Here is a 20,510-nt window from a genome sequence, read left to right on the forward strand (position 1 = left end):
CCCTCCAACGCGTTCCATAAAGTGCGGTCCTAGAAGGGGTGAAAAACCCGAACGCCGCCGCGCGGCCATGCCGCCCGACATCACGACGACGCCGAAAGTCGCGCCGTCACGAATAAGACGGGCTAGGGCGTCGAACTCGGGTTGATTTCAGCTCACTCTCAGCCATCATGGCCGGGCTTGTCCCGGCCATCCACGCCGGGACATCGCGCAACGCTTCGAGCAGAGGCGGCCTGTCCGGCTCATGTTTTCACATTTGCGGGGCGTCATCGCGTGGATGGCCGCGACAAGCGCGGCCATGACGCTGTGAGATGAGGCCTCGTTAATCTGGATTCGGAGCCCTGCAGGTGAGACAGGGGCGGGGCAAGAGGCGGCGAGAACATGCGCCTGACCCCAGGGGTCATGCGCTAGATGTTATTGTAAAGGCTGCGTTTCTAAACAGAGTTTCGAGCGCCGCCGGGAACAATTCTTGACCCCCGCGGGTTCCATCCACACGGAGCTCCCCCTCCCCTTGGACTGCGCTCGACCGACCTGGCCGGGCGCTTTTTTGGTCGGGCGTCAGTATTTCGCGACGACCGGCGCGACGCCCCAGTTCAGATGATAGTTCACGCCGACGCGGACGACATGGCCGTCGAAACGCGTGCGGGCTTGTGTGGCGGTGGCGGCCAACAATTCTGGCAGCTCCCAGTCCGTGGCGACCGCCACCGGATAAGAACCTGCGCCAAGATCATAGAAGAGATATTCGAGCTTGGCGCTCCACTGCGGCCAGAACATCCATTCCAATCCGCCGCCGGCGGTCCAGCCGACGCGCATCTGCGAATACCGTCCCTGACTGGCGCCGATCAGCAGGAAGCCGGGATCGTCATTGGGCACGGTCTGGAAGAAATTCGTGGTCGAGGTCGCCTGGCCATAGATGAGGCCGCCGGTCGCATAGGCGAGCAATGTCGGGGTGATGAGATAGCCAAGGCGGGCGCGCGCGGTGCCGAGAAAATCGAGCGACTTGCCGCTCGAGACGCTGGTCAGAAGGTTGAGCCCGGCTACCGGCGCGGGGACGAGCGTCAATGCGGAGGCGCGGTTACTTGCGCCGGCGAGTCCCTGAACGTCGGTCTCGATTCCGGCAAGGAAGCGATCGTTGAATTGCCAGTCGTAGCCGAGCTGTCCGCCGCCGATGAAGCCGCCGTTGTTGGTCGAGAGCGCGCCCGTGCCTGTGATCGCCATAGCGGCCGCCCACGGGGCGTTCTCCACGTCATTGATGAAGAACGGCGCCGAAGCGAAGTTGGTCGTCGTGCTCGCAGCCCACGTGCCGCCGGCGTTCAGACCGACGTGGAAGCCGGTCCACAGCGGCGGCGGCGGCGGGACGTAGGCCGGCGGCGCCTTGAGGGAAGGAAGGTCCGCGGCGAACGCCGATCCGGCGGCGAGCGCCAGAGCCATAACCGCGCCCGCGATGAATTTATTCGTCACTGCTTTGTCCCCGCCACTGCAAGCAAATTTCAGCTAGAGCTTGAGGGGAAATGAGCAAGGCGAAAGGCTTTTCGCAATCAAAACCTTACGCTTTTGCAGCGACTTTGGTTCATTTCACGATGCGTGTGCCATATCTGCAACAGATGGCGATCGACTCTCGTCCTATGGCTTCTCGCCAGCCATCTCCAGCACCACGCGCCATTCTTCATCGGTCACCGGCTGTACGGAGAGGCGCGAATTATTGACGAGAATCATGTCCTTGAGACGCGGCTCAGCCTTGATTTGCGCGAGCGTCACCGGCTTCTTCAGACCCTTTACCGCCTTCACGTCTACCATGCCGAATTTGCCGGTCTCGTCGGTGTGGTCGGGATAATAGGTCTTGATGATCTCGACAATCCCGACGACCGCCTTGTCCTCGTTGGAATGATAGAAGAAGCCGCGCTCGCCCTTCTTCATCGCCATCAGATTGAGCTTGGCCGAGTGATTGCGCACCCCGTTCCAGAAGGTGCCCTTGGCGCCGGCCTCGACCTGCTGATCCCAGGACCAGCTCGACGGCTCGCTCTTTAGAAGCCAATGCGCCATCAGAGCTGCGCCCCCACCACGCGTTTCCAGGGTTTCAATTCGACAGAGGCGAAGAGGCCGGCGAGGGCGTAAGGGTCTTCGCTAAGCAGCGCGTGCGCCGCCGCCTCGTCTTCGCAGTCGAGAACGAGCATGGAGCCGACGGGTGTTTCGCCGTCGAGAAAGGGGCCGCCGAGCTTCACCCGCGCGGCGTGCTTTTCGAGAAAAGCGAGATGAGCGGCGCGCGTCGACAGGCGCAAATCGAGGTGATCGGGCTTATCCAGACAAAGGGCGACGAAGAGCACCAGCGGCCTCGCGTGAGAAGGAGGAAGGCGCAACTTGTTCCAAAGCGCGCGCCGCCGGTCAACCGCGCGCGCGTGCGATTCCGCTTTCGGACGAAAGTTTTGGTGGCAGGGAAGGGGCCGCGCCTCAGGCGCGCTTGGCCGGCGCCTCGTAGTCCTGCGCGACCACGCGGTCGCCGAATTCGAGGATCGCTTCCCGCAGGGAGGCGATTTCGGCGTCGCTCGCCGCGGCGGGAACGACGGACAGTCCCTTGGCCGCGCTAGTGGCGGCGCGACGCTGATTGGCCCGGTCGGCGCGCAACGCCTCCACGGCGCCTTGCAGCATGGCGTTGTCGGCGCGCGCCGATTCGAGCTTTCCGGCGGCGTCATTGGCTTCGGCGCGGGCGAGGCGCAGCGCGTCCTCCAATTGGTCCGCCTCGCCCTTCTGGCGCTCCTCGGCGGCTTTGAGCTTCACCCGCGCCTCGTCGAGTTCGGCGGCGAGCGTCTCGCCCAGCGCGCGGGTCGCCGCGAGCTCGCCCGAAATATGCGCGAGCTGATGTTCGAGCTCGGTCGCCCGCGCGTCCGGCAGGCCGGCCCGCGCATGTTCCTCGCGCAGAGCCTCCAGAACGCCCTGCAATTCGGCATTGTGCTGATGTAGCGCCGCGACGCGCGCCTCATAGGCGGCGACGAGCCCTTCCAGCTGCACGCCGGCCTCTTCGTTGAGTTGCGACGTCTCGGATCGAATCAGCCGCATCTGCGCGATGCGGGTCTCGGCGCGGTCGGTCATATCCTGCAGCGCCTTCTCCGTGGCGTGCAGAAGGCCGGTGCGCTCCGCCAAAGCCTTTTGCGCGTCGCCGACGCGGACATTCATGTCGCGATTGTCGGCCGCGGCGCGCTTGAGTTGCGTTTCGAGATCGGCGATTTGAGCTACATGGCGGCCGATCGTCGCGAGATCGGCGGCGCGCGAGGACTGAACCGCCTCCATCGCCTGTTCAAATCGCCGCTCGCGGACGGCGAATTCGGCGCGCAGCAGATCGCGCTCGGCGAAGACCTCCTCCATCGTCATCGGCGCAAGCATCTGCAGTCGCCGCATCGAAAGCCGAAGCGCGCGCCGCCAGAAAGCGGGCAGGAACATCAAGGCGAAAAGCCCGGCGACGAGAAAGCCGAGCGCAAAATACATCGCTTGTTCGATCAAGACGCAGCAACCCTTGATCCGTCTCAAAGCGGACGGCGCCATTTGATTTTGCCACGTAACGACGCCGAACGCAAAGCGCGCCGGGCGATTCGCGTCGTCGGTCGCCGCCAGAGGGGTTTGTCACGCTGTTTGCGCTTCCTCTGTTTAGATGACGACTTCTCCGCCGGCGCGCGGCAGAAGGCGCATCAATCGCGCGGCGCGCGTAGATCTCGGACGAATAGGAGAGAAGCCATATGTTTAAATTTGCCCGCCTTTTTTATGGCGGCGCCGGCGAGCGCGTCGCGCCGCAGTTCGCGCGTCCTGCTCGATGAGCGCCTTGCGCTGCCCTTTCGTTCCGGCGCTTCACGTCGGCGCGCGCAAGATTGGCGATCAGCCCCCGAGCGCCGGTCCCTTCATGACGACGCTTGCTGTGGACGAAGGCTTTCTGGCGGCGGCGCAGACGCAAGGCGCGCCGGCCGCGCGCAACCGATTCGCGCCGGCTTGCGTCGAAAACGACTGCGCGCATTGGAGCGGCGGCGGATGCGAGCTGCTTGGCCGAATCGCGCAACTACTGGCGGAGGCTAGCGCGCCAGTCAGGCCGAGCCCCGCATACGATTGCAGCATTCGTCAGGACTGCCGCTGGCGCCGGCAGCGCGGCGACGACGCCTGCGGCATATGCGGTTTCGTCGCGCGTGAGCCGCTGGAGCCGTCCTCCGATCGTTTCAGAACGGGTTCCAAGTCGATTCCGGCGTGAATTTGAGATAGCCGAGATTGAGGCCGAGCCGCGCGCCGAGTCCGGAGCGGACCGGCATGACGACGACCTCGTCATTGTTGAGCGCGGTGAAGCCGAATCCGCCGACGAGATAGGCCGATCCATTGGCGCCGGAGAACCGCCGATAAATGGCGTCGACGGACGGAAGATTATAGACCAGCATCATCGTCCGATCGCCGTCGCCGCCAGCGTCGAGGCCGATCGAAGGTCCTTGCCAAAAGACGCGCTGCTGGCCGGCGTTGCGCGTATACATCGTGCCCTCGCCGTAGCGGAGACCGCCGACGAACGCCCCGCTCGCCTCCTGGCCGAGGATATAGGCGTTCGGGCTGCCCCACTGGCGCGAGGCGCGCTCGACGCCCTCAGCGAGCCCACGGGAGATCGAGCCGAAAAAACGATGGCCGTTCTCGACGATCTCGCCGCTCGAAAAGGTTTCGGGGCGCTGAGCGGCGCGCGCGAAAGACAATGGCGCCGCCCATGCGCAGGCCGAAGCGGCGGCGAGGCGAATGAGGTCGCGACGCGAGGCGGCGTTGAACGAAGATTTGCTCATGGCGACGAAGCTCCGGAACCCAGATATTGCGGCAAGCATCGGCGCGAACCATGGCCGACGCGCGGCGCAGCGGCGTCGCAAAGGCGACGCCCGGCGTTGCTCCCCTTAAAATCGCGCGTCGCGGTTAAGGAAGCGTTGCGGCGGCGTCGTGCGCGGGGGCGTCGGCCCAGGCGATGAACGGGCCGTTGCGATAGAAGGCGTCACTCTTGCCGTAGCGCAGCGGCGCGCCTTGCGGATCAAGCGTGGCGCCGCCGGCCGCGCGCAGCACCGCGTCGCCCGCCGCCGTGTCCCATTCCATGGTCGGACCGAAGCGGGGATAGACGTCCGCCTCGCCCCTGGCCAGCAGGCAGAATTTGAGCGAGGACCCGGCGGGCACGCTGCGCGCAATGCGCTGGCTGGACAGAAACGCCTTCGTCTCCTCGTCGAGATGGGATTTTGAAATCAGCGCGACCATGCCGTCTTGGGGTCGCGGCCGCGCTTGAAGCAATCGCCAGTCCTGCAACGCGGGCAAGGATCGGCCAGGAACCGCCTCCGCCTCATAGCCGCGCGCGCCCGCGAACCAGACGCGCCCTTGCGCGGGCGCATAGACGGCGCCGGCTCGCGCCGCGCCATTTTCAGCGAGCGCCACATTGATGGTGAAATCAGAGCTGCGGGAGAGAAACTCGCGGGTGCCGTCAATCGGATCGATCAACAGAAAGGCGTCGTTGGCGCCGAAGGACTTGCTACGCGCGGCGCTCTCCTCGGCCAAAAAGGGAACGCCGGGCAAAGATTTTTCCAGCTCGCGAAGCAAATAAGCCTCGACGTGCTCATCAGCCTCAGTGACCGGCGACCTGTCGTTCTTGAGGCGCGACTCGATTTTCGCGTTGTTGAACGTCTCCATCGCCAGCGCGCCGGCGGCGATCGCGAGATTCGCGAACAGGCGGGCGAGGTCTTCGATCTCGTCGGACGCGATCGCCGAATGCAAGGATTTGTCTTCCGTCATCGTTCGATTTCTCCTCGCTCGTTCAAAAAATTTGCTGCGCGCGTGATTTGCAATCCGCGCCGCGCCCGCTAGTTTCGATCAGCCTGAATGCGGTGATTCGCGCGCTACGTCATTGCGTCGCGTATTCTACAGGAAGTTTAGACCGAACTTTCTTGGACCTCGCCGCTTTCGCCCGCTTTGGATGGCGCCATGACCAAATTCTCGCTCGATCCGCTCGATCTCGCCGCGCTCCTGTCGTCAAGGGTCTGCCACGACGTCATCTCGCCGGTCGGCGCGATCGTCAATGGCCTTGAAGTTCTCGAAGAGGAGAAGGACGCCGAAATGCGCGGCCACGCGCTGGCGCTGATCAAGTCGAGCGCCAATGAGGCCTCGGCGCGGCTGCAGTTTTGCCGGCTCGCCTTCGGCGCGGCAGGCTCGAAGGGCGCCTCGATCGACACGGGCGACGCCGAACTCGTCACGCGGCAGCTGATCGCCGATGAGCGCACGCAGCTTTTGTGGAGCGTGCCGCGCGTGCTGATGTCTAAGAACAAGGTGAAGCTGCTCCTCAATCTGTGCCTTCTCGCCGACGCGGCGATTCCGCGCGGCGGAATCATCTCGGTGAGCTCCTCGGGCGAAGACGACGGACTGGCGTTCAGGATCGAGGCGAAGGGCGTAAACGCGCGAGTCGCCGCCAATGTGCCGCAGCTCGTGGAAGGCGAATCGGAGGAGGGCGCGATCGACGCGCGCGCCATTCAAGCCTATTACGCCGGCCTTGTCTCAAAGGCGTGCGGGATGCGGGTCGTCGTATCGGGCGAGCCCGAACTCGTGACCATCGAGGCGGTTCCGACGCAGGCGCAGACGGCCGGCTCGGACGATTCCGCAGAGAGCGCCGCCGCCTGAGAAGGTGCTAGCCGGGAATGGGCTTTTCGCGCCCGATCGCCGTAAGATCATGCAGTCCAGTTCCCTAATGGCGAATTAAGCGGCTCTGAGTCGACGAAAAAAAAGCTGCATGCGGAGATGCTGAATGAAAATCTCGATCGGTTCCGCCTCGACGGCCGCCGCCGCCATCGCGCTGGTGCTTGCCGGAGCGGCCCCCGCCGTCGCCAAGGGCAAGAGCCCTAGCCGCTCCAAGGCGCCCGCCGCGAAGCAGGATTGCAGACAGCAGACCCAATGCGGCCGAAAGGCCAAGGCGGACAAGCCGGCCGACGGCGCCCCGGAAATGGGCGGCAAATAAGGCGTCGCGCAACAAAAGATTCCCGCCGACGCGTCGCGGCGCCCGCTGTGACGCGAAAACGAAAAAATCTGGGCGCGAGCGGCGGTCAGTCTTGAGCCATGCTGACGAGTTTCGCGACGGTATTCATATTTCTCGCGGTGCCTTGGCTCGCCGCAGGAATTTTCAATTTCGAACGGCCCATGCCGGCGCCATAGCGGACATAAATTTCCCGCGCGCCCAAGCGCATTTCCTCGTCCGCGCCGCCCACTGCGTGATCTAACGCATCGGGCGGCGGCGGTTCGTCGAGAAAAATCGCGACGGTGAAATTGGGCGGATGTTTCGGGAAGGGATTCCCTTCCAAAACGGCCTTCATCTCGCTGGCCGAGCGCAGCAGCACGCCCACGGGCTTGCCGGCGTAGGCGAGCAACTTCGCCTCAAGCGCCGATTTCACTTTTGCGGGAGAGTTCTTGGCTTCGAAGACGACATTGCCGCTCGCAATATATGTTTCGACATGGTCGAAGCCGGCTTCGCGACACATCGCCTTTAAGTCAGCCATTGAAAGCTTGCCGGTTCCGCCGACATTCACCGCCCGCAACAATGCGATGTATTTGGTCATGCCGAAGGTGAGCACGCGGGAAGGGCGGCGGTCAACCGACAGTCGAACGAGATTATGGTCGCCTCTTATATGCGAAATTTCGTCATGGGCGTCGCGCATGATCCGCTCGCGAGGACCCGCGCCGGACTTGAGCGCGGATCCTGCGATGTCCGGCGGGGCCGGTCGGCGTGGCGGCAGACGCCGAGCTATCGCGCCGCATGCGCGCCATGCGCGGGACGCGGCAGCGCCTTGGCGTCGCGCAAATGCTTCTCCAGCGTCGGAATGGCGCTTTGCGCCCATTTCTTCAGCTCCGCATTCTGACCGCTCTTCGCGTAATGCTCGAAAAGCTTCACCGCCTTCTCATGTCCATCGATCTGCTGCGTCCGGAATTGATCTTCGAAGCGTGCGCCGGTCATCGCGGACAATTGCTGCAGAAGATTCATGTGTTCCTTGTCGAGCGCGGTCGGAACGGGGAATCTGCTCTGCTGCATGATTTGCTTCAGCCCGTCGTCGAGACTGGCGTGATCCTTCTCAATCATGCGCGCATAGTCGAGATAGTCGCGCCCGCTCGCCTTGCTCTCGGCTTCCCGTCCGGCCTGAATTTCAAAATTGTTGATGTTCCAGGCGGCGTCCGCGAAGTTCTGGGTCGTGGCGTCGGCGCGCGTCGGCGATCGGGTCATCGGCGCCGTTCTCGACCAGGACGCCGCAAGGACGAGGCTCGGCGCCAGAAGCGCAAGCGCGATGGCGCCCGCCAGAAGGGGTTTTCTCATCTTCGTCTCCTCAGACGTTCGCCCCCCACGCTAAACCGATTGCGCGCACGCCTGTTCCGCGACAGGCTTCCGCTCGCGCGAAGAAAAAGCCGCGTCCTGAGGCGCTGCCTTTTTCCGGGAGACTTCTTAAATTTTAGCCGTGCTGGATTGAAGCGCCGCGCGCCTTAAGCCGTAATGCGCTCATCCGCCTCGCTCGGCTCGCGCAGCACATAGCCGCGGCCCCAGACGGTCTCGATATAGTTGCGGCCTTCGCTGGCGTTGGCGAGCTTCTTGCGCAATTTGCAGATGAAGACGTCGATGATTTTCAGTTCCGGCTCATCCATCCCGCCATAGAGATGGTTGAGGAACATTTCCTTGGTCAGAGTCGTGCCCTTGCGCAGCGAGAGCAGCTCCAGCATCTGATATTCCTTGCCGGTCAGATGCACGCGGGCCCCGGCGACTTCCACCGTCTTCTGATCGAGATTGACGACGAGTTCGCCGGTGATGATCACCGACTGGGCGTGGCCCTTGGAGCGGCGCACGATCGCGTGAATGCGGGCGACGAGTTCGTCCTTATGGAAGGGCTTAGTTAGATAGTCGTCGGCGCCGAAGCCGAGGCCCTTGACCTTGTCTTCGATGCCGGCCAGTCCGGAGAGAATGAGGATCGGCGTCTTCACCTTGGCGACGCGCAGCGTGCGCAGCACCTCATAGCCGGACATGTCTGGAAGATTGAGGTCGAGAAGAATGATGTCGTAGTCGTAAAGCTTGCCGAGATCGATGCCCTCTTCGCCGAGATCGGTCGTATAGACGTTGAAATTCTCGGACTTGAGCATGAGCTCGATGCTCTGAGCCGTTGCGCTGTCGTCCTCGATCAATAAAACGCGCATGTTGGTTCCCCACCGAGCTTCGTCGTCCGCAACCGGCACGCGCCAAGGGCGCGCGCCAATGGGCCGGCGAGTCCTCGCCCCAGCGACCTGACCGACCTTCCTGGAAGGTAAGCGGAATTGGTTAATAAACCTTCACTTACGCCTCAAACGCGGCCCAAAGTCTTAATCATGGGCGCCAAGCAAGGCGGACGCATTACGCAACGTCTGGAAGGATACGGACGGCGACGCGAATCACGTCGTTACCAATCTATACGCCGTTGCGAGTCAGGTGGGCAAAGACAAAATACGCGACGCGTATTCGGGGCTAAGGCGAGGCTGCGCATCAGCGTTTCTCGCCCCATTTGCATCATCATCAGGCCCGATGCGCGGCGTGAATGAGGCGCAGCGAAGAAATGCTGACGATGCGCGCAGCGGACCAAGCCCTTGGCCTCGGCAAACTCGCTTCATCGCGCTTTTCATCCATTGCGATTGGCGCGCGAGAGGCTGTCTTGCGCCCTTGCGCCCCTCTTGCCAAAATAAGACGACTGGTCATATCATGACGCCATGAGCCGACGCGACGTAAATGAGTTGAGAGAGAAACTCCTAGACCGTGGAGTCGCGCTCCTAATGGAGCAGGGCTATCACGGCACCGGGCTGCAGGAGTTGGTGCAGAGCGTCGGCGTGCCCAAAGGCTCCTTTTACAATTACTTCGAAAGCAAAGAGGCGTTCAGCGCAGAGGTCGTCAAACATTACATCGAGCCATTCATCCAACAACTCGACGCGCATCTGCGCCGTGAGGGCGTCACCGCTGACGTCGCGCTCAAGGGATATTTTGAGGAGATGATCGAGGAGACGGAGCGTCGTGATTTCAAAGGCGGATGCCTCCTTGGCAATCTCATCGGCGAGATCGGCGACACGAGCGAACTCTGCCAGACGTCGCTGCGTCAGGCTGTCCATCGCTATCGTGACAAACTGCGCGAGGGAATCGCCCGGGCTCAGCGCGAAGGTAGATTCCGCACCGACATGGAGGCGAAGGACATGGCGGATTTCCTCGTCAATGTCTGGCAGGGGGCATTGCTGCGCATGAAAATCGAGCGCTCCGTGCGTCCGCTGACGCAGTTTTGCGACATGCTGCTAAACGGCTACTTCAAGGCGTGATCTATTTTTCGCTGAGATGAGACGACCGGTCATATAAACACGTTGCTAGATAGGAAGGATGGACAATGCCGAAATTCATCATTGAACGCGACATTCCCGGCGCCGGCCAGATGACGCAAGCCGATCTTCAGGCGGTTTCGCAGCGCTCCTGCGCGGTCCTGCGCGAACTCGGCCCGAGGGCGCAATGGATCGAGAGTTATGTCACCGACGATAAGCTCTATTGCGTTTACATCGCGGACGACGCGGAAGCGATCAAAGAACATGCGGCGCAAGGAGGCTTTCCAGCAAACCGGATCAGCGAAATCAGGGCGATCATAGACCCTGCCACAGCCTGACCGGGGTCTGACCAAGAAGGGAGAATGGTTCAAATGAAAAGCTTGCCGTCTCGCGCCGCCGTCTGCGCGCTCGCCTTGGCTTGGGCGCTTGCGCCTGCCGCTGCGGACGAAACCTGCAACTCGCCGTTCATGACCGGTCTGATCAAAGGGCAGGAGCAGTATCTCCATGTCTGGACGCTTGGCGAAAAAGGCGTTGGCGATGGATCCGACAAGCTCGTCACGATCGACGTCATTCCTGGCTCTTCGACTTACGGCAAGGTGATTCACGCCATTTCCGTCGGCGGGCGCGGTGAAGCGCATCACATGGGATTCACCGACGATCGCAAACATCTCTGGGCGGGCCGTCTCGACGATAACAAGATTTTCATTTTCGACGTCGGCTCCGATCCCTCGACGCCGAAGCTCGTCAAGACCATCGACAATCTTGCCGAGAGCACAGGCTACGTCGGGCCGCACACATTTTACGCGCTGCCTGGCCGCATGCTCGTGCAGGCGCTTTCCAACAACAAGGATCACGGCGGCGTCACCGGGCTGATCACCTACAACAATGCCGGCGAGCTCGTGACGACGACGCCCATGCCGCTTGATGACGGCGGCGACGGCTATGGCTACGACATCGCCATCAATCCGGCCCAGAACCGCATGCTGACGTCAAGTTTCACCGGCTGGACCAATTACATGATGGATCTCTCGCAACTCATCCAGGACAGTTCCGCGATGAAGAACTTCGGGAACACGATGGTGATGTGGGATTTGAAGGCGATGAAGCCTCTAAAAGTCTTTTCCGTCCCCGGCGCGCCGCTCGAAATTCGTTGGGCGCTGAAGCCCGGCGCCAATTGGGCGATCACCGCCGGCGCGCTCACCTCCAAACTTTATCTGATCAAACAGGACGACAAGAACGAATGGCGGGCGAAAGCCGTCGCCGACATTGGCGATCCGTCGAAGATTCCCTTGCCCGTCGACATTTCGATTTCGTCCGACGCTTCGTCGCTTTGGGTCAACACGTTCATGGACGGGACGGCGCGGCTCTTCGATCTTTCCGATCCGGAAGCGCCGAAACAGGTCTATGCGAAAAAGATCGGCGCGCAGGTGAACATGGTCTCGCAAAGCTGGGACGGGAAGCGCGTCTATTTCACGACGTCGCTGCTCGCCAACTGGGACAAGAAGGGCGCGGAAAACGAGCAGTTCCTCAAGGGCTACTCCTGGGACGGCAAGGAGCTGAAGCAGGATTTCGTCGTCGACTTCCACAAGGAGGGGCTCGGCCGCGCGCATCATATGAAGTTTACCGCGCGCGCGCAGAAGGCCGAGCTGCCGTGAGCGCGCGCCGCAGCGGCCTGAGAGCCACGATCGCCTTTGCGCTCGCGCTCGGAGCGACGTCGGCCTTCGCTGTGGACCCGGCGGCCACGAGACTGCCGGCGCCCGGAAGCTATGTGCTGCATTCGATCCAGAGCGCGCCAGAGGCGTCGCTGCTCGACGCGCAAGGCAGACGGACGTCGCTCTCCGCATACACGCGGGGCGCGGTAACGGCGCTCGGCTTCTTCTATTCGCGCTGCGCCGATCCCCTCGGCTGCCCGGTCGCCTGGTCCACATTTGAAGAGACGCGAAAGCAGGCGGAGACCGATCCGCTCCTGAAGGGCAGGCTGCGCCTTGTCTTCGTCAGCCTCGATCCCAATCGCGACACGCCTTCCGTCTTGCGCATGCTCGAGACGCAGGAGCGGGGCGGCGACGTGCCCTGGGTCTTTCTCGTCGGCGCGAGCGAAGCAGAGATGACGCCGCTGCTCTCCGCCATGGGTCAGAATATCGCCTATGAGACGGATCGCGCCGGAAGGCGCACCGGCGCGATCAATCATATGCTGAAAGTGTTTTTGATCGATCCCGAAGGCTGGGTCCGCGAGATCTACAGCACGGCGTTCTTGACGACAGAAGGCTTGCTGAATGACCTCCGGACGCTCGCGATGGAATTTCCGGACGCGAGCAACGCGGTCGCCTTAAAATGAACGGCGCGCAGTTCTTCATTGCGCGCCTTCTGACCATTCTCGCTGTGATTGGCTGCATCAACAGCGCTGCAGGGGAGGCCATCAAACTCCCTTTGGGCCTCCCTCCAGTTCCCGCCGCAGTCGCGGGAACGCCAACGATGCGCAAGCTTGGCGAGAAGCTGTTCTTCGACCGCAGCCTTTCCGCGAACGGCACGCTCTCCTGCGCCATGTGCCACATTCCCGGGCAGGGGTTCGCCTCAAACCAAAGCGCGCTTTCGATCGGCATGGAGGGGCGCTCGCTGCGGCGTAACGCGCCCTCGCTTTATAATGTCGTCTTCAAGAAATTCCTGTTCCACGACGGTCGCGAGATCGATCTCGCCGCGCAGGTCTGGGGGCCGCTGCTCGCCGCCGACGAGATGGGCAACGCCGGTATTGGCCCGCTGATCGCCCGCCTCCGCGCCGACACGGACTATGGACCGCTGTTCGAGGCGGCCTTTCCGGGCGAAGGCGCGACGATGATGACGCTCGGGCGCGCTATCGCCGCCTACGAGGCCTCGCTGCTGCGCGGCGGCGGGCGCTTCGATCGCGCGCTCTATGGCGGCGAGCGATCGGCGCTGACTCCTCGCGAGTGGCAGGGCTATGAGCTTTTCGTCGGCAAAGCCGGCTGCGTCGCCTGCCATGAAATTGGACCTCAAACGGCGCTGTTCACCGACCAGACGTGGCACAACACCGGCGTCGCGTTTCGTTCCGGGGCGACGGGAGGGAAAACCGAGGTTCGGCTCGCGCCCGGGGTCTTCCAGAATGTCGACCTTGCGGCGGTCGGCCTCGCTCAATCCGGCGCGCCGAACGACATCGGCCGCTTCGAGATCACCAATGCGCCCGCCGACCGCTGGGCCTATACGACGCCCATACTGCGCGGCGTAAGAGAGAGCTCGCCCTATATGCATGACGGCAGTCTCGGGACGCTCGCTGAAGTCGTCGAGTTTTACGATCGCGGCGGCGGACCCAATCCGGCGCTTGATCCGCAAATCCGCCCACTGGGCCTGTCCGCTGAGGAGAAGGCATCCCTCGTCGCCTTTCTTGAGGCGCTCTGAGTCCTGATTTCGCGGCGACATACGTTGACTTGATCGCGCGCTTTCTCCTATATGCCTGCCATCGGCGCCGCTCCTCAAGGGGCGGCGAATGTTTTGTGACGGCTATGTGTCGTCGTGAACCCCGATACGACTTTTTGACCCGTCTGCGGCACGCCGTCAGCGGAATTGACAAGACGAGCGCGGGAGCAGGCGTTAAAGTCCCTTCCGCCAGCGGAGAAGAACGGTGAAACGGACATTTCAGCCCAGCAAGATCGTGCGCAAGCGGCGCCACGGCTTTCGCGCCCGCATGGCCACGGTCGGCGGCCGCAACGTTATCGCCGCGCGGCGCGCCCGCGGACGCAAGCGCCTGTCGGCCTAACCCGGCTCCAAGCGGACGAGGCGGATGACTGCATGAAGGCGCAAGTCCCCGCCGAAGACGAGAAATCTCCGCGGCCGGAGACTTTGCGCCGACGCGTCGATTTCGTCCGCGTTTCGCACGGCGCGCGCATCGCGCAGCCCGCCTTTACGGTGCAGATGGCGCCCCGGGAGCCTGTGGACTCGACAGCGCCGGCCCGTTTTGGCCTTACCGTTACGCGGAAGGTCGCCGGGGCGGTGGATCGCAACCGCATTCGCCGCAGGCTCCGTGAAGCCTTACGGCTCGGCGGCGCCCTTGGCGCGAAGCCCGGTCGCGACTACGTCTTCGTCGCGCGGCGCGCGGCCCTCTCAGCGCCGTTTCCCGAACTTCTCGCTCAGATGACCGAAGGACTCGCCAGAGTGAACGATCGTGGCGCGGCGGGTCCAAGAGCCAAAGCCCAAGACGCAAACAGGAAGACAGGCTGACACGGCCATGAATGAAAACACCAAGAACATGATCCTCGCTGCGGCCGTGTCGCTGGTCTTCATCGGCCTGTGGGATTATTTCTACGCCTTCCCGGAGATGGACAAGCAGCGCCGGGCGCAGACGGAGCAGGCGCGGCTCGCCAAGGTTCCCAAGCTCGGCGCGCCCGAGCAAAGGGTGACGGCGGCCCCTCCCGCCAAGGCTGCGCTCAAGACGCGGGCTGAAGCGCTGGCGCTCAGCCCCCGCGTCGCCATCGACACAAGGTCGATTTCCGGCTCGCTCGCCCTGAAAGGCGCGCGCATCGACGACGTCTCCTTGAAGAATTATCGCGAGACCGTCGACCCTTCGAGCCCGATCATCACGCTGCTTTCGCCGGAGGACGCGCCAGGCGCCTATTACGCCGAGCTTGGCTATCTGACTGCCGAAACCGAAAATGCGCCCGTTCTGCCCAACACCGAGACGCTGTGGACGGCCGATTCCGACAGGCTGACCGAGACAAGCCCGGTGACGCTCACCTGGGACAACGGCCAGGGTCTTGTCTTCAAACGCGTCATTTCCGTCGACGACGAATATCTTTTCACGGTCAAGGACAGCGTCGAAAACAAGGCGGACAAGCCGATCACGCTCTATAATTACGCGCGGGTCAACCGCGTCGGCCATCCGCCGTCCGCCGGCTACGCCGCCCTGCACGAGGGCTTCGTCGGCGTCATCGGCGACTCCGGACAGGAAGTCACCTACGACAAGATCGAGAAGGAAGACAACGCGGCCAAGACGTTTAAAGGCGTCGGCGGCTGGGTAGGACTGACCGACAAATATTGGGCCGCCGTCGTCGCCCCCAATCAGAGTGCGCCGATGGAGGCGCGCTTCGCTGCGATGGGCGGCGCGGTGAAAACCTATCAGGCGGATACGGTCAGCGACCCCGCCACGGTCGAGCCCGGGAAACCTATGGAGGCGACGACCTATGTTTTCGCCGGCGCCAAGGTTGTCGACGTGCTCGACGCCTATAAGGAGAATCCCGGCCTCAAGCGCTTCGATCTGCTGATCGACTGGGGATGGTTCTACTTCATCACCCGGCCGATGTTTCGCTTGATCGACTTCCTCTACAAGGTCCTCGGCAATTTCGGCCTCGCCATCCTGTCGGTGACGGTCATCGTCAAACTCGCCTTCCTGCCGCTCGCCAACAAGAGCTACCAGTCGATCGCCAAGATGAAGGCGATTCAGCCCAAGATCAAAGAGCTGAAAGAAAAATACGGCGACGACAAGCATAAGTTCAACATGGAGCAGATGGAGCTGTTCAAGCGGGAGAAGGTCAATCCCGCGAGCGGCTGTCTGCCGGTGATCGTGCAGATTCCCGTTTTCTTCTCGCTCTACAAGGTTCTGGTCGTGACGATCGAAATGCGTCACGCGCCCTTCTTCGGCTGGATCAGGGATCTTTCTGCGCCGGACCCGACCAATGTCTTCAATCTATTCGGTCTGCTGCCCTTCGATCCGACTCACATCGCGATCTTTGGCCCCTATCTCGCGCTCGGCGTCTGGCCGCTGCTGATGGGCGTCTCGATGTGGCTGCAGATGAAGATGAATCCGGAGCCCGCCGACGAGATTCAAAAGACGATGTTCGCCTGGATGCCGGTGATTTTCACCTTCACCATGGGCGGCTTCGCCTCGGGCCTGCTGATCTACTGGACATGGAACAATCTCCTGTCGATCGTGCAGCAGGGCGTCATCATGAAGCGCGCCGGCGTGAAGTTCGAATTCTGGGACAATCTGCGCAAGACGTTTCAGAGGGCATAAGGGCGGCAGTCGGGCTTAGGCGGTCGGCAGTAGATAACTACCCGACTGCCGACTGCCGAACTGCCGACTGCCGATCTCATGCAAAACGCAACAGAGACCGACTTTACTGAGCAGGGCCGCGTTCTTTTCGCCGGCCCCTGCGATTTCATCTTCGCAAGCGCCAAGGCGAGCGATCTGCCGCCGATCGGCCCGCCCGAGATCGCCTTCGCGGGGCGCTCGAACGTCGGCAAATCCTCGCTGCTCAACGCCTTGACGAACCGCAAGACGCTCGCGCGCGTCTCCAACACGCCCGGGCGCACGCAGCAGCTTAATTTCTTTGCGCTTGGTGGCGCGCCCGGCGCGGCGCGACTGCGCCTCGTCGACATGCCGGGCTATGGCTACGCGGCCGTTGGCAAGGAGAAGGTCGCGAACTGGTCGCAGTTGATGCGCGACTATCTCAAGGGTAGGGCGAGCCTTGCCCGCGTCTTCGTGCTCGTCGACGGGCGTCGCGGCGTGAAGCCTCTCGACGAAGAAATGTTCGATCTCCTCGATCAGTCCGCCGTCTCCTATCAGGCGATTTTGACCAAGCATGACGAATTGAAGACTGCCGAGCGGGACGAGGTCCTCGCCGCGACGATAAAAGCGCTCGAGAAGCGGCCGGCGGCGTTTCCCGAGGTGATTTTCACCTCGGCGCTTAAGGGCGAAGGAATCGCCGAATTGCGCGCAGCGATCGCAAAGCTCATCGCCGAACGAAACGCTTGAAAGCGACAGCCGCGCCGGGCTAGTTGGGCGCGCCAACCCTAGAAGAGGGCAGCGCCGCCAGGGGTATCGGGTGGAGGGCTTCCTCGTCCTTCGAGACGCGTGCTGCGCACGCTACTCAAGATGAGGAAGTCCTCCACCCGATCGCCCTGAGAGCTTGCCCGCGAGGCCACACGATGACCGACGCCGCCGACACCGCGCTCCAGCAGGCCCGCATTCTCATGCAGGCGCTGCCCCATATGCTGCGCTACGACGACGCCATCGTCGTGGTGAAATATGGCGGCCACGCCATGGGAGACGATCAGGTGGCGCGCGATTTCTCGCGCGACATGGTTCTGCTCGAACAATCCGGGGTCAATCCCGTCGTGGTGCATGGCGGGGGGCCGCAGATCGGCGCGATGCTGAAGCGGCTTGGCGTCGAGTCGCGCTTCGCCGACGGGTTGCGCATCACTGACGACGAGACCATGGACGTCGTCGAAATGGTACTTGCCGGCGCCATCAACAAGCAGATCGTCGGCTACATCAATTCAGAGGGCGGTCGCGCCATCGGCCTGACCGGTAAGGACGGGCGCATGGTCACCGCCAAAAAGCTCGAACGGCCCGACGGCGTCGATCTCGGCTTTGTCGGCGAGCCCGACAAGGTCGACACGACGGTGCTCGATCAGGTTTTGGGCCGCGAACTCATTCCGGTGCTGGCGCCCGTGGCGCAAGGCCCTGATGGCGCGAGCTATAATGTCAACGCCGACACCTTCGCCGGCGCGATCGCCGGCGCGCTACACGCCAAGCGTCTCATCTTTCTCACCGATGTGCCGGGCGTGCTCGATCGGAACAAGAACATCATCGAGGAGCTCAAGGTCGACGATATTCCCGAACTCATCGCCGAGGGCGTGATCACCGGCGGCATGATCCCGAAGGTCGAGACCTGCATGTACGCCATCGAACGCGGGGTCGAGGGCGTCGTGATCCTCGACGGCAAACTGCCGCACGCGGTGCTGATCGAATTGCTCACCGATCACGGCGCGGGCACGCTGATTACAAGGTGAGGGAGCGATTATTTCCCGCTTCATGGCCCCGCCTTGTGCCGGCCATCCACGCCGAGAAACGGCGCAGTCGCGGGAAATATGCTGTACGATCCAGCTTGACGATCCGGACGCTCGCAATGTCCTGGCGTGGATGCACGCGACAAGCGCGGGCGTGACGGAGAAGAACAGGCGCTCAGATGAATGTCTTCGTCCTCACCGGCGCGGGCGTTTCCGCCGAAAGCGGCCTCGGCGTCTTTCGAGGGTCAGGTACGGCGTTGTGGAAGCGCTACGATCCGATGCAGCTCGCCACGCCCGAAGCCTTTGCGCGCGATCCGGCGACGGTGCATGAGTTTTACAATGCGCGGCGGCGCAATCTCATCGCCGCTTCGCCAAACGCCGCACATGCCGCGCTCGTGCGGCTCGAAGCGGGACTTGCGCAGCGCGGTGGCGCGCTGACGTTGGTAACGCAGAATATCGACGATCTGCATGAACGCGCCGGCTCAAGCCGCGTTATTCACATGCATGGCGAATTGCTCAAGGCCCGTTGCGCTTCTTGCGGCGCCGTGAGCGACTGCCAACGCGATCTTGGCGTCGACTCACGTTGCGGCTGCGCCGGCGCGCTGCGGCCGCATGTCGTCTGGTTCGGCGAGACCCCGCTTTATATGGATGAGATTTATGCCGCGCTGGAAACTGCGGATCTCTTCGTCGCCATCGGCACGTCGGGCGCGGTCTATCCGGCGGCGGGCTTGGTGCGCGAGGCGCGGATGAGAGGCGTGCGCTGCTGTGAGCTTAATCTTGAGCCGTCGGATAACGCCGCCGAATTCGACGACAGGCGCTATGGCGCTGCGAGCGAGATCGTCCCGTCATGGGTCGACGTGATATTGGAGAAATGAGCCGGTCCCTGAGTCATTGCCGACGCGCGCAGCGCGATCGGGAATCCAGCGCAGCCACAACGATCGCCGACGTTGCTCTGGATTCCCGCTTTCGCGGGAATGACACGAAACTGGCCGCGCAATGACCAAACGCCTGCCCGAGAATTCGCGCTTCGTCGACATCGACACTTGGGTGTTCGATCTCGACAATACGCTTTATCCACAGACCGCCGATCTCTGGCCGAAGATCGACGCGCGCATCACGCTGTTCATGATGCGGCTCTTTGGCCTCGACGCCATTTCGCTGCGGGCGCTGCAAAAGCATTACTACCGCCAATATGGCACGACGCTGCGCGGGCTGATGACCGAGCATGGGATCGACGCCGAAGCCTATCTTTCCTATGTGCATGACATCGACCGCTCATCGCTCGCCCACAATCATTCGCTCGCTGAGGCGATCGCCGCGCTGCCCGGTCGCAAGCTGATCCTCACCAATGGCTCGCGTCATCACGCGATCGAAACCGCAAAGCAACTCGGAATCGATCACGTTTTTGAGGATATTTTCGACATCATCGCCGCTGAGTTCATCGCCAAGCCCGACGAAGGCGCGTATATGCGCTTTTTCCAGAAGCTGAAGATCGAGCCGAAGCGCGCCGCGATATTCGAAGATATCGACCGCAATCTTGTCGTGCCGCATGCGCGAGGCATGACGACGGTGCTCGTGCTGCCGTCCCACGACAACGGCCCCGAGCGCGAAGCTTGGGAAATCGCCACCGGCGAGGAGCCGCATGTTGATTTCGTCACCGACGATCTCGTCGGGTTTTTGGAGGGGTTGAGCGGAACTTAAGACGTAAACGGCTCCATCAACATCAAATCGGTATCTTGCGGCCTGGCGCCTGCGGCGGTCAGCATCGCATGAACCTGGCCCCTGTGGTGGGTTTGGTGGTTGAAAATATGGCTGACGACAAACCACTTCGGCCTTGCGAGTTCCGCTTTGATTATCCTCGAACGCCAGACGAGTTCGCCCGTGAGCCACTCGTCAGTCACGCCGTCGGCCCAAATGATCAGCCGTTCGTCACAGGTCATTCTATCCTGTTTCAGTGTCGTCCAATCGTCACGATATGAACCCGACTCCTCAAGCTGTACTGAGGGCGGCTTCCCGTCGGAAATGCGGCTCAGCCACATATGATCCGCCCAAAGCAGGTGGCTGAGGGTCGCATGAATTGACTTAAAAAATGCGCCGCGGTCCTTGCGCCGGTCGTCATCCGACAAACTATCGGCTGCGGCGTAGAGGCTGGCGTTCTGCCAGCGATTGTAGCGCGCCATGGTTTCCACAAATGCCGAACAGGTCATGTGATTGTCTTGCCTTTCGGAAGCTTCGCACGGCCCCTGAATTGTGCTTCGTCGCTGTGCTCTTCGCATTGACGGCGGGTGTGACTCCGCAAAACATAGGGCTTTGATGACCAGCGCATCAACATGTTCGTGGTGGCGCTTGCCAGGGTTTCGCCGTCATGGCCGGGCTTGTCCCGGCCA

The 20,510-nt window shown here is 62.4% G+C and carries 25 protein-coding genes; 15 read left to right on the plus strand and 10 right to left on the minus strand.

The features are described 5' to 3' along the window. Window positions 1–555: 555 nt before the first annotated feature. From AB7I51_RS05335 to AB7I51_RS05350, 4 genes are all read right to left on the minus strand, one after another. Window positions 556–1,428, minus strand: coding sequence for an outer membrane protein (locus AB7I51_RS05335; RefSeq protein ID WP_428404988.1), 873 nt, complete (start codon window positions 1,426–1,428; stop codon window positions 556–558). Between the two features lie 192 nt (window positions 1,429–1,620). Further along, entirely contained in the window at window positions 1,621–2,040 is a 420-nt protein-coding gene (locus tag AB7I51_RS05340; protein ID WP_428404986.1) for an EVE domain-containing protein, read from the minus strand. Further along, window positions 2,040–2,321 carry a YciI family protein gene (locus AB7I51_RS05345; protein ID WP_428404985.1) on the minus strand — a complete coding sequence of 94 codons (282 nt, stop codon included), beginning with the start codon at window positions 2,319–2,321 and terminating at the stop codon, window positions 2,040–2,042. Before AB7I51_RS05345 ends, AB7I51_RS05340 begins: the two co-directional genes overlap by 1 nt. Window positions 2,322–2,445: 124 nt before the next feature. Further along, entirely contained in the window at window positions 2,446–3,534 is a 1,089-nt protein-coding gene (locus AB7I51_RS05350; RefSeq protein WP_428404984.1) for a hypothetical protein, read from the minus strand. A gap of 265 nt (window positions 3,535–3,799) precedes the next feature. Between AB7I51_RS05350 and AB7I51_RS05355 the strand changes: the two genes are divergently transcribed. Beyond that, window positions 3,800–4,225, plus strand: coding sequence for a hypothetical protein (locus tag AB7I51_RS05355; RefSeq protein ID WP_428404983.1), 426 nt, complete (start codon window positions 3,800–3,802; stop codon window positions 4,223–4,225). On the opposite strand, the gene AB7I51_RS05360 is transcribed toward AB7I51_RS05355, so the two are convergent. Together AB7I51_RS05360 and cysQ are read right to left on the minus strand one after the other, a co-directional pair. Then, the gene (locus AB7I51_RS05360; RefSeq protein WP_428404982.1) at window positions 4,194–4,790 is read right to left on the minus strand and encodes a DUF1134 domain-containing protein; all 597 of its coding nucleotides are present in this window, start codon (window positions 4,788–4,790) and stop codon (window positions 4,194–4,196) included. The genes AB7I51_RS05355 and AB7I51_RS05360 overlap by 32 nt on opposite strands. 124 nt (window positions 4,791–4,914) lie before the next feature. Beyond that, on the minus strand, window positions 4,915–5,772 hold the full coding sequence (cysQ, locus tag AB7I51_RS05365) for a 3'(2'),5'-bisphosphate nucleotidase CysQ (RefSeq protein WP_428404981.1): 858 nt from the start codon (window positions 5,770–5,772) through the stop codon (window positions 4,915–4,917). Between the two features lie 189 nt (window positions 5,773–5,961). On the opposite strand from cysQ, the gene chpT reads away from it, so the two are divergent. Then, a complete protein-coding gene (chpT, locus tag AB7I51_RS05370) occupies window positions 5,962–6,651 on the plus strand; it encodes a histidine phosphotransferase ChpT (RefSeq protein ID WP_428404980.1) in 690 nt (229 codons plus the stop codon). A 124-nt stretch (window positions 6,652–6,775) separates the two neighbouring features. Further along, window positions 6,776–6,985: a hypothetical protein gene (locus tag AB7I51_RS05375; RefSeq protein ID WP_428404979.1), complete on the plus strand. Its 210-nt coding sequence runs from the start codon at window positions 6,776–6,778 to the stop codon at window positions 6,983–6,985. A gap of 85 nt (window positions 6,986–7,070) precedes the next feature. Here AB7I51_RS05375 and AB7I51_RS05380 read toward each other — a convergent pair whose 3' ends face one another. The 3 genes from AB7I51_RS05380 to ctrA all read right to left on the minus strand — a co-directional run bounded on the left by AB7I51_RS05380 (window position 7,071) and on the right by ctrA (window position 9,195). Beyond that, complete coding sequence (locus AB7I51_RS05380) at window positions 7,071–7,580, minus strand: DUF1697 domain-containing protein (protein WP_428404987.1); 510 nt, start codon at window positions 7,578–7,580, stop codon at window positions 7,071–7,073. Window positions 7,581–7,765: 185 nt separating this feature from the next. Beyond that, window positions 7,766–8,329, minus strand: coding sequence for a DUF4142 domain-containing protein (locus tag AB7I51_RS05385; RefSeq protein WP_428404978.1), 564 nt, complete (start codon window positions 8,327–8,329; stop codon window positions 7,766–7,768). Window positions 8,330–8,493: 164 nt separating this feature from the next. Beyond that, on the minus strand, window positions 8,494–9,195 hold the full coding sequence (ctrA, locus tag AB7I51_RS05390; RefSeq protein WP_409980011.1) for a response regulator transcription factor CtrA: 702 nt from the start codon (window positions 9,193–9,195) through the stop codon (window positions 8,494–8,496). A gap of 543 nt (window positions 9,196–9,738) precedes the next feature. Between ctrA and AB7I51_RS05395 the strand changes: the two genes are divergently transcribed. The 12 genes from AB7I51_RS05395 (at window position 9,739) to AB7I51_RS05450 (ending at window position 19,824) form a co-directional block, all read left to right on the plus strand. Continuing rightward, entirely contained in the window at window positions 9,739–10,332 is a 594-nt protein-coding gene (locus AB7I51_RS05395) for a TetR/AcrR family transcriptional regulator (RefSeq protein ID WP_409980010.1), read from the plus strand. A 65-nt stretch (window positions 10,333–10,397) separates the two neighbouring features. Then, window positions 10,398–10,667: a DUF4242 domain-containing protein gene (locus AB7I51_RS05400; RefSeq protein ID WP_428404977.1), complete on the plus strand. Its 270-nt coding sequence runs from the start codon at window positions 10,398–10,400 to the stop codon at window positions 10,665–10,667. A 33-nt stretch (window positions 10,668–10,700) separates the two neighbouring features. Then, entirely contained in the window at window positions 10,701–11,984 is a 1,284-nt protein-coding gene (locus tag AB7I51_RS05405; protein ID WP_428404976.1) for a selenium-binding protein SBP56-related protein, read from the plus strand. Continuing rightward, window positions 11,981–12,664: an SCO family protein gene (locus AB7I51_RS05410; protein WP_428404975.1), complete on the plus strand. Its 684-nt coding sequence runs from the start codon at window positions 11,981–11,983 to the stop codon at window positions 12,662–12,664. The genes AB7I51_RS05405 and AB7I51_RS05410 overlap by 4 nt, the downstream gene beginning before the upstream one ends. Continuing rightward, window positions 12,661–13,737, plus strand: coding sequence for a cytochrome-c peroxidase (locus tag AB7I51_RS05415; protein WP_428404974.1), 1,077 nt, complete (start codon window positions 12,661–12,663; stop codon window positions 13,735–13,737). Before AB7I51_RS05410 ends, AB7I51_RS05415 begins: the two co-directional genes overlap by 4 nt. Window positions 13,738–13,960: 223 nt before the next feature. Beyond that, a complete protein-coding gene (rpmH, locus tag AB7I51_RS05420) occupies window positions 13,961–14,095 on the plus strand; it encodes a 50S ribosomal protein L34 (protein ID WP_083858773.1) in 135 nt (44 codons plus the stop codon). Between the two features lie 32 nt (window positions 14,096–14,127). Continuing rightward, window positions 14,128–14,556, plus strand: a complete 429-nt coding sequence (gene rnpA, locus AB7I51_RS05425; RefSeq protein ID WP_428404973.1) for a ribonuclease P protein component — start codon at window positions 14,128–14,130, stop codon at window positions 14,554–14,556. 7 nt (window positions 14,557–14,563) lie between these two features. Beyond that, the gene (gene yidC / locus AB7I51_RS05430) at window positions 14,564–16,345 is read left to right on the plus strand and encodes a membrane protein insertase YidC (protein ID WP_428404972.1); all 1,782 of its coding nucleotides are present in this window, start codon (window positions 14,564–14,566) and stop codon (window positions 16,343–16,345) included. A gap of 78 nt (window positions 16,346–16,423) precedes the next feature. Then, on the plus strand, window positions 16,424–17,086 hold the full coding sequence (gene yihA, locus AB7I51_RS05435) for a ribosome biogenesis GTP-binding protein YihA/YsxC (RefSeq protein ID WP_428404971.1): 663 nt from the start codon (window positions 16,424–16,426) through the stop codon (window positions 17,084–17,086). A gap of 173 nt (window positions 17,087–17,259) precedes the next feature. Then, the gene (gene argB / locus AB7I51_RS05440; protein ID WP_428404970.1) at window positions 17,260–18,126 is read left to right on the plus strand and encodes an acetylglutamate kinase; all 867 of its coding nucleotides are present in this window, start codon (window positions 17,260–17,262) and stop codon (window positions 18,124–18,126) included. A gap of 176 nt (window positions 18,127–18,302) precedes the next feature. After that, complete coding sequence (locus tag AB7I51_RS05445) at window positions 18,303–18,998, plus strand: NAD-dependent deacylase (RefSeq protein WP_428404969.1); 696 nt, start codon at window positions 18,303–18,305, stop codon at window positions 18,996–18,998. A 121-nt stretch (window positions 18,999–19,119) separates the two neighbouring features. Further along, window positions 19,120–19,824, plus strand: a complete 705-nt coding sequence (locus AB7I51_RS05450) for a pyrimidine 5'-nucleotidase (protein ID WP_428404968.1) — start codon at window positions 19,120–19,122, stop codon at window positions 19,822–19,824. Here the strand turns inward: AB7I51_RS05450 and AB7I51_RS05455 are convergent. Beyond that, complete coding sequence (locus tag AB7I51_RS05455; protein WP_428404967.1) at window positions 19,821–20,330, minus strand: DinB family protein; 510 nt, start codon at window positions 20,328–20,330, stop codon at window positions 19,821–19,823. The two genes, AB7I51_RS05450 and AB7I51_RS05455, sit on opposite strands and share 4 nt — an antisense overlap. Window positions 20,331–20,510 lie beyond the last annotated feature (180 nt).

It is taken from the genome of Methylocystis sp. (assembly GCF_050246715.1).
GTDB lineage: Bacteria > Pseudomonadota > Alphaproteobacteria > Rhizobiales > Beijerinckiaceae > Methylocystis.

Coding starts and splice junctions, on each gene's coding strand:
- rnpA (WP_428404973.1), top strand. CDS start 14,128: ATGAAGGCGCAAGTCCCCGCCGAAGACGAGAAATCTCCGCGGCCGGAG.
- AB7I51_RS05450 (WP_428404968.1), top strand. CDS start 19,120: ATGACCAAACGCCTGCCCGAGAATTCGCGCTTCGTCGACATCGACACT.
- chpT (WP_428404980.1), top strand. CDS start 5,962: ATGACCAAATTCTCGCTCGATCCGCTCGATCTCGCCGCGCTCCTGTCG.
- AB7I51_RS05350 (WP_428404984.1), bottom strand. CDS start 3,534: ATGGCGCCGTCCGCTTTGAGACGGATCAAGGGTTGCTGCGTCTTGATC.
- AB7I51_RS05415 (WP_428404974.1), top strand. CDS start 12,661: ATGAACGGCGCGCAGTTCTTCATTGCGCGCCTTCTGACCATTCTCGCT.
- AB7I51_RS05445 (WP_428404969.1), top strand. CDS start 18,303: ATGAATGTCTTCGTCCTCACCGGCGCGGGCGTTTCCGCCGAAAGCGGC.
- AB7I51_RS05335 (WP_428404988.1), bottom strand. CDS start 1,428: ATGGCTCTGGCGCTCGCCGCCGGATCGGCGTTCGCCGCGGACCTTCCT.
- AB7I51_RS05395 (WP_409980010.1), top strand. CDS start 9,739: ATGAGCCGACGCGACGTAAATGAGTTGAGAGAGAAACTCCTAGACCGT.
- AB7I51_RS05360 (WP_428404982.1), bottom strand. CDS start 4,790: ATGAGCAAATCTTCGTTCAACGCCGCCTCGCGTCGCGACCTCATTCGC.
- AB7I51_RS05340 (WP_428404986.1), bottom strand. CDS start 2,040: ATGGCGCATTGGCTTCTAAAGAGCGAGCCGTCGAGCTGGTCCTGGGAT.
- yidC (WP_428404972.1), top strand. CDS start 14,564: ATGAATGAAAACACCAAGAACATGATCCTCGCTGCGGCCGTGTCGCTG.
- AB7I51_RS05405 (WP_428404976.1), top strand. CDS start 10,701: ATGAAAAGCTTGCCGTCTCGCGCCGCCGTCTGCGCGCTCGCCTTGGCT.
- argB (WP_428404970.1), top strand. CDS start 17,260: ATGACCGACGCCGCCGACACCGCGCTCCAGCAGGCCCGCATTCTCATG.
- yihA (WP_428404971.1), top strand. CDS start 16,424: ATGCAAAACGCAACAGAGACCGACTTTACTGAGCAGGGCCGCGTTCTT.
- cysQ (WP_428404981.1), bottom strand. CDS start 5,772: ATGACGGAAGACAAATCCTTGCATTCGGCGATCGCGTCCGACGAGATC.
- AB7I51_RS05380 (WP_428404987.1), bottom strand. CDS start 7,580: ATGACCAAATACATCGCATTGTTGCGGGCGGTGAATGTCGGCGGAACC.
- AB7I51_RS05375 (WP_428404979.1), top strand. CDS start 6,776: ATGAAAATCTCGATCGGTTCCGCCTCGACGGCCGCCGCCGCCATCGCG.
- AB7I51_RS05355 (WP_428404983.1), top strand. CDS start 3,800: ATGAGCGCCTTGCGCTGCCCTTTCGTTCCGGCGCTTCACGTCGGCGCG.
- AB7I51_RS05400 (WP_428404977.1), top strand. CDS start 10,398: ATGCCGAAATTCATCATTGAACGCGACATTCCCGGCGCCGGCCAGATG.
- ctrA (WP_409980011.1), bottom strand. CDS start 9,195: ATGCGCGTTTTATTGATCGAGGACGACAGCGCAACGGCTCAGAGCATC.
- AB7I51_RS05385 (WP_428404978.1), bottom strand. CDS start 8,329: ATGAGAAAACCCCTTCTGGCGGGCGCCATCGCGCTTGCGCTTCTGGCG.
- AB7I51_RS05455 (WP_428404967.1), bottom strand. CDS start 20,330: ATGACCTGTTCGGCATTTGTGGAAACCATGGCGCGCTACAATCGCTGG.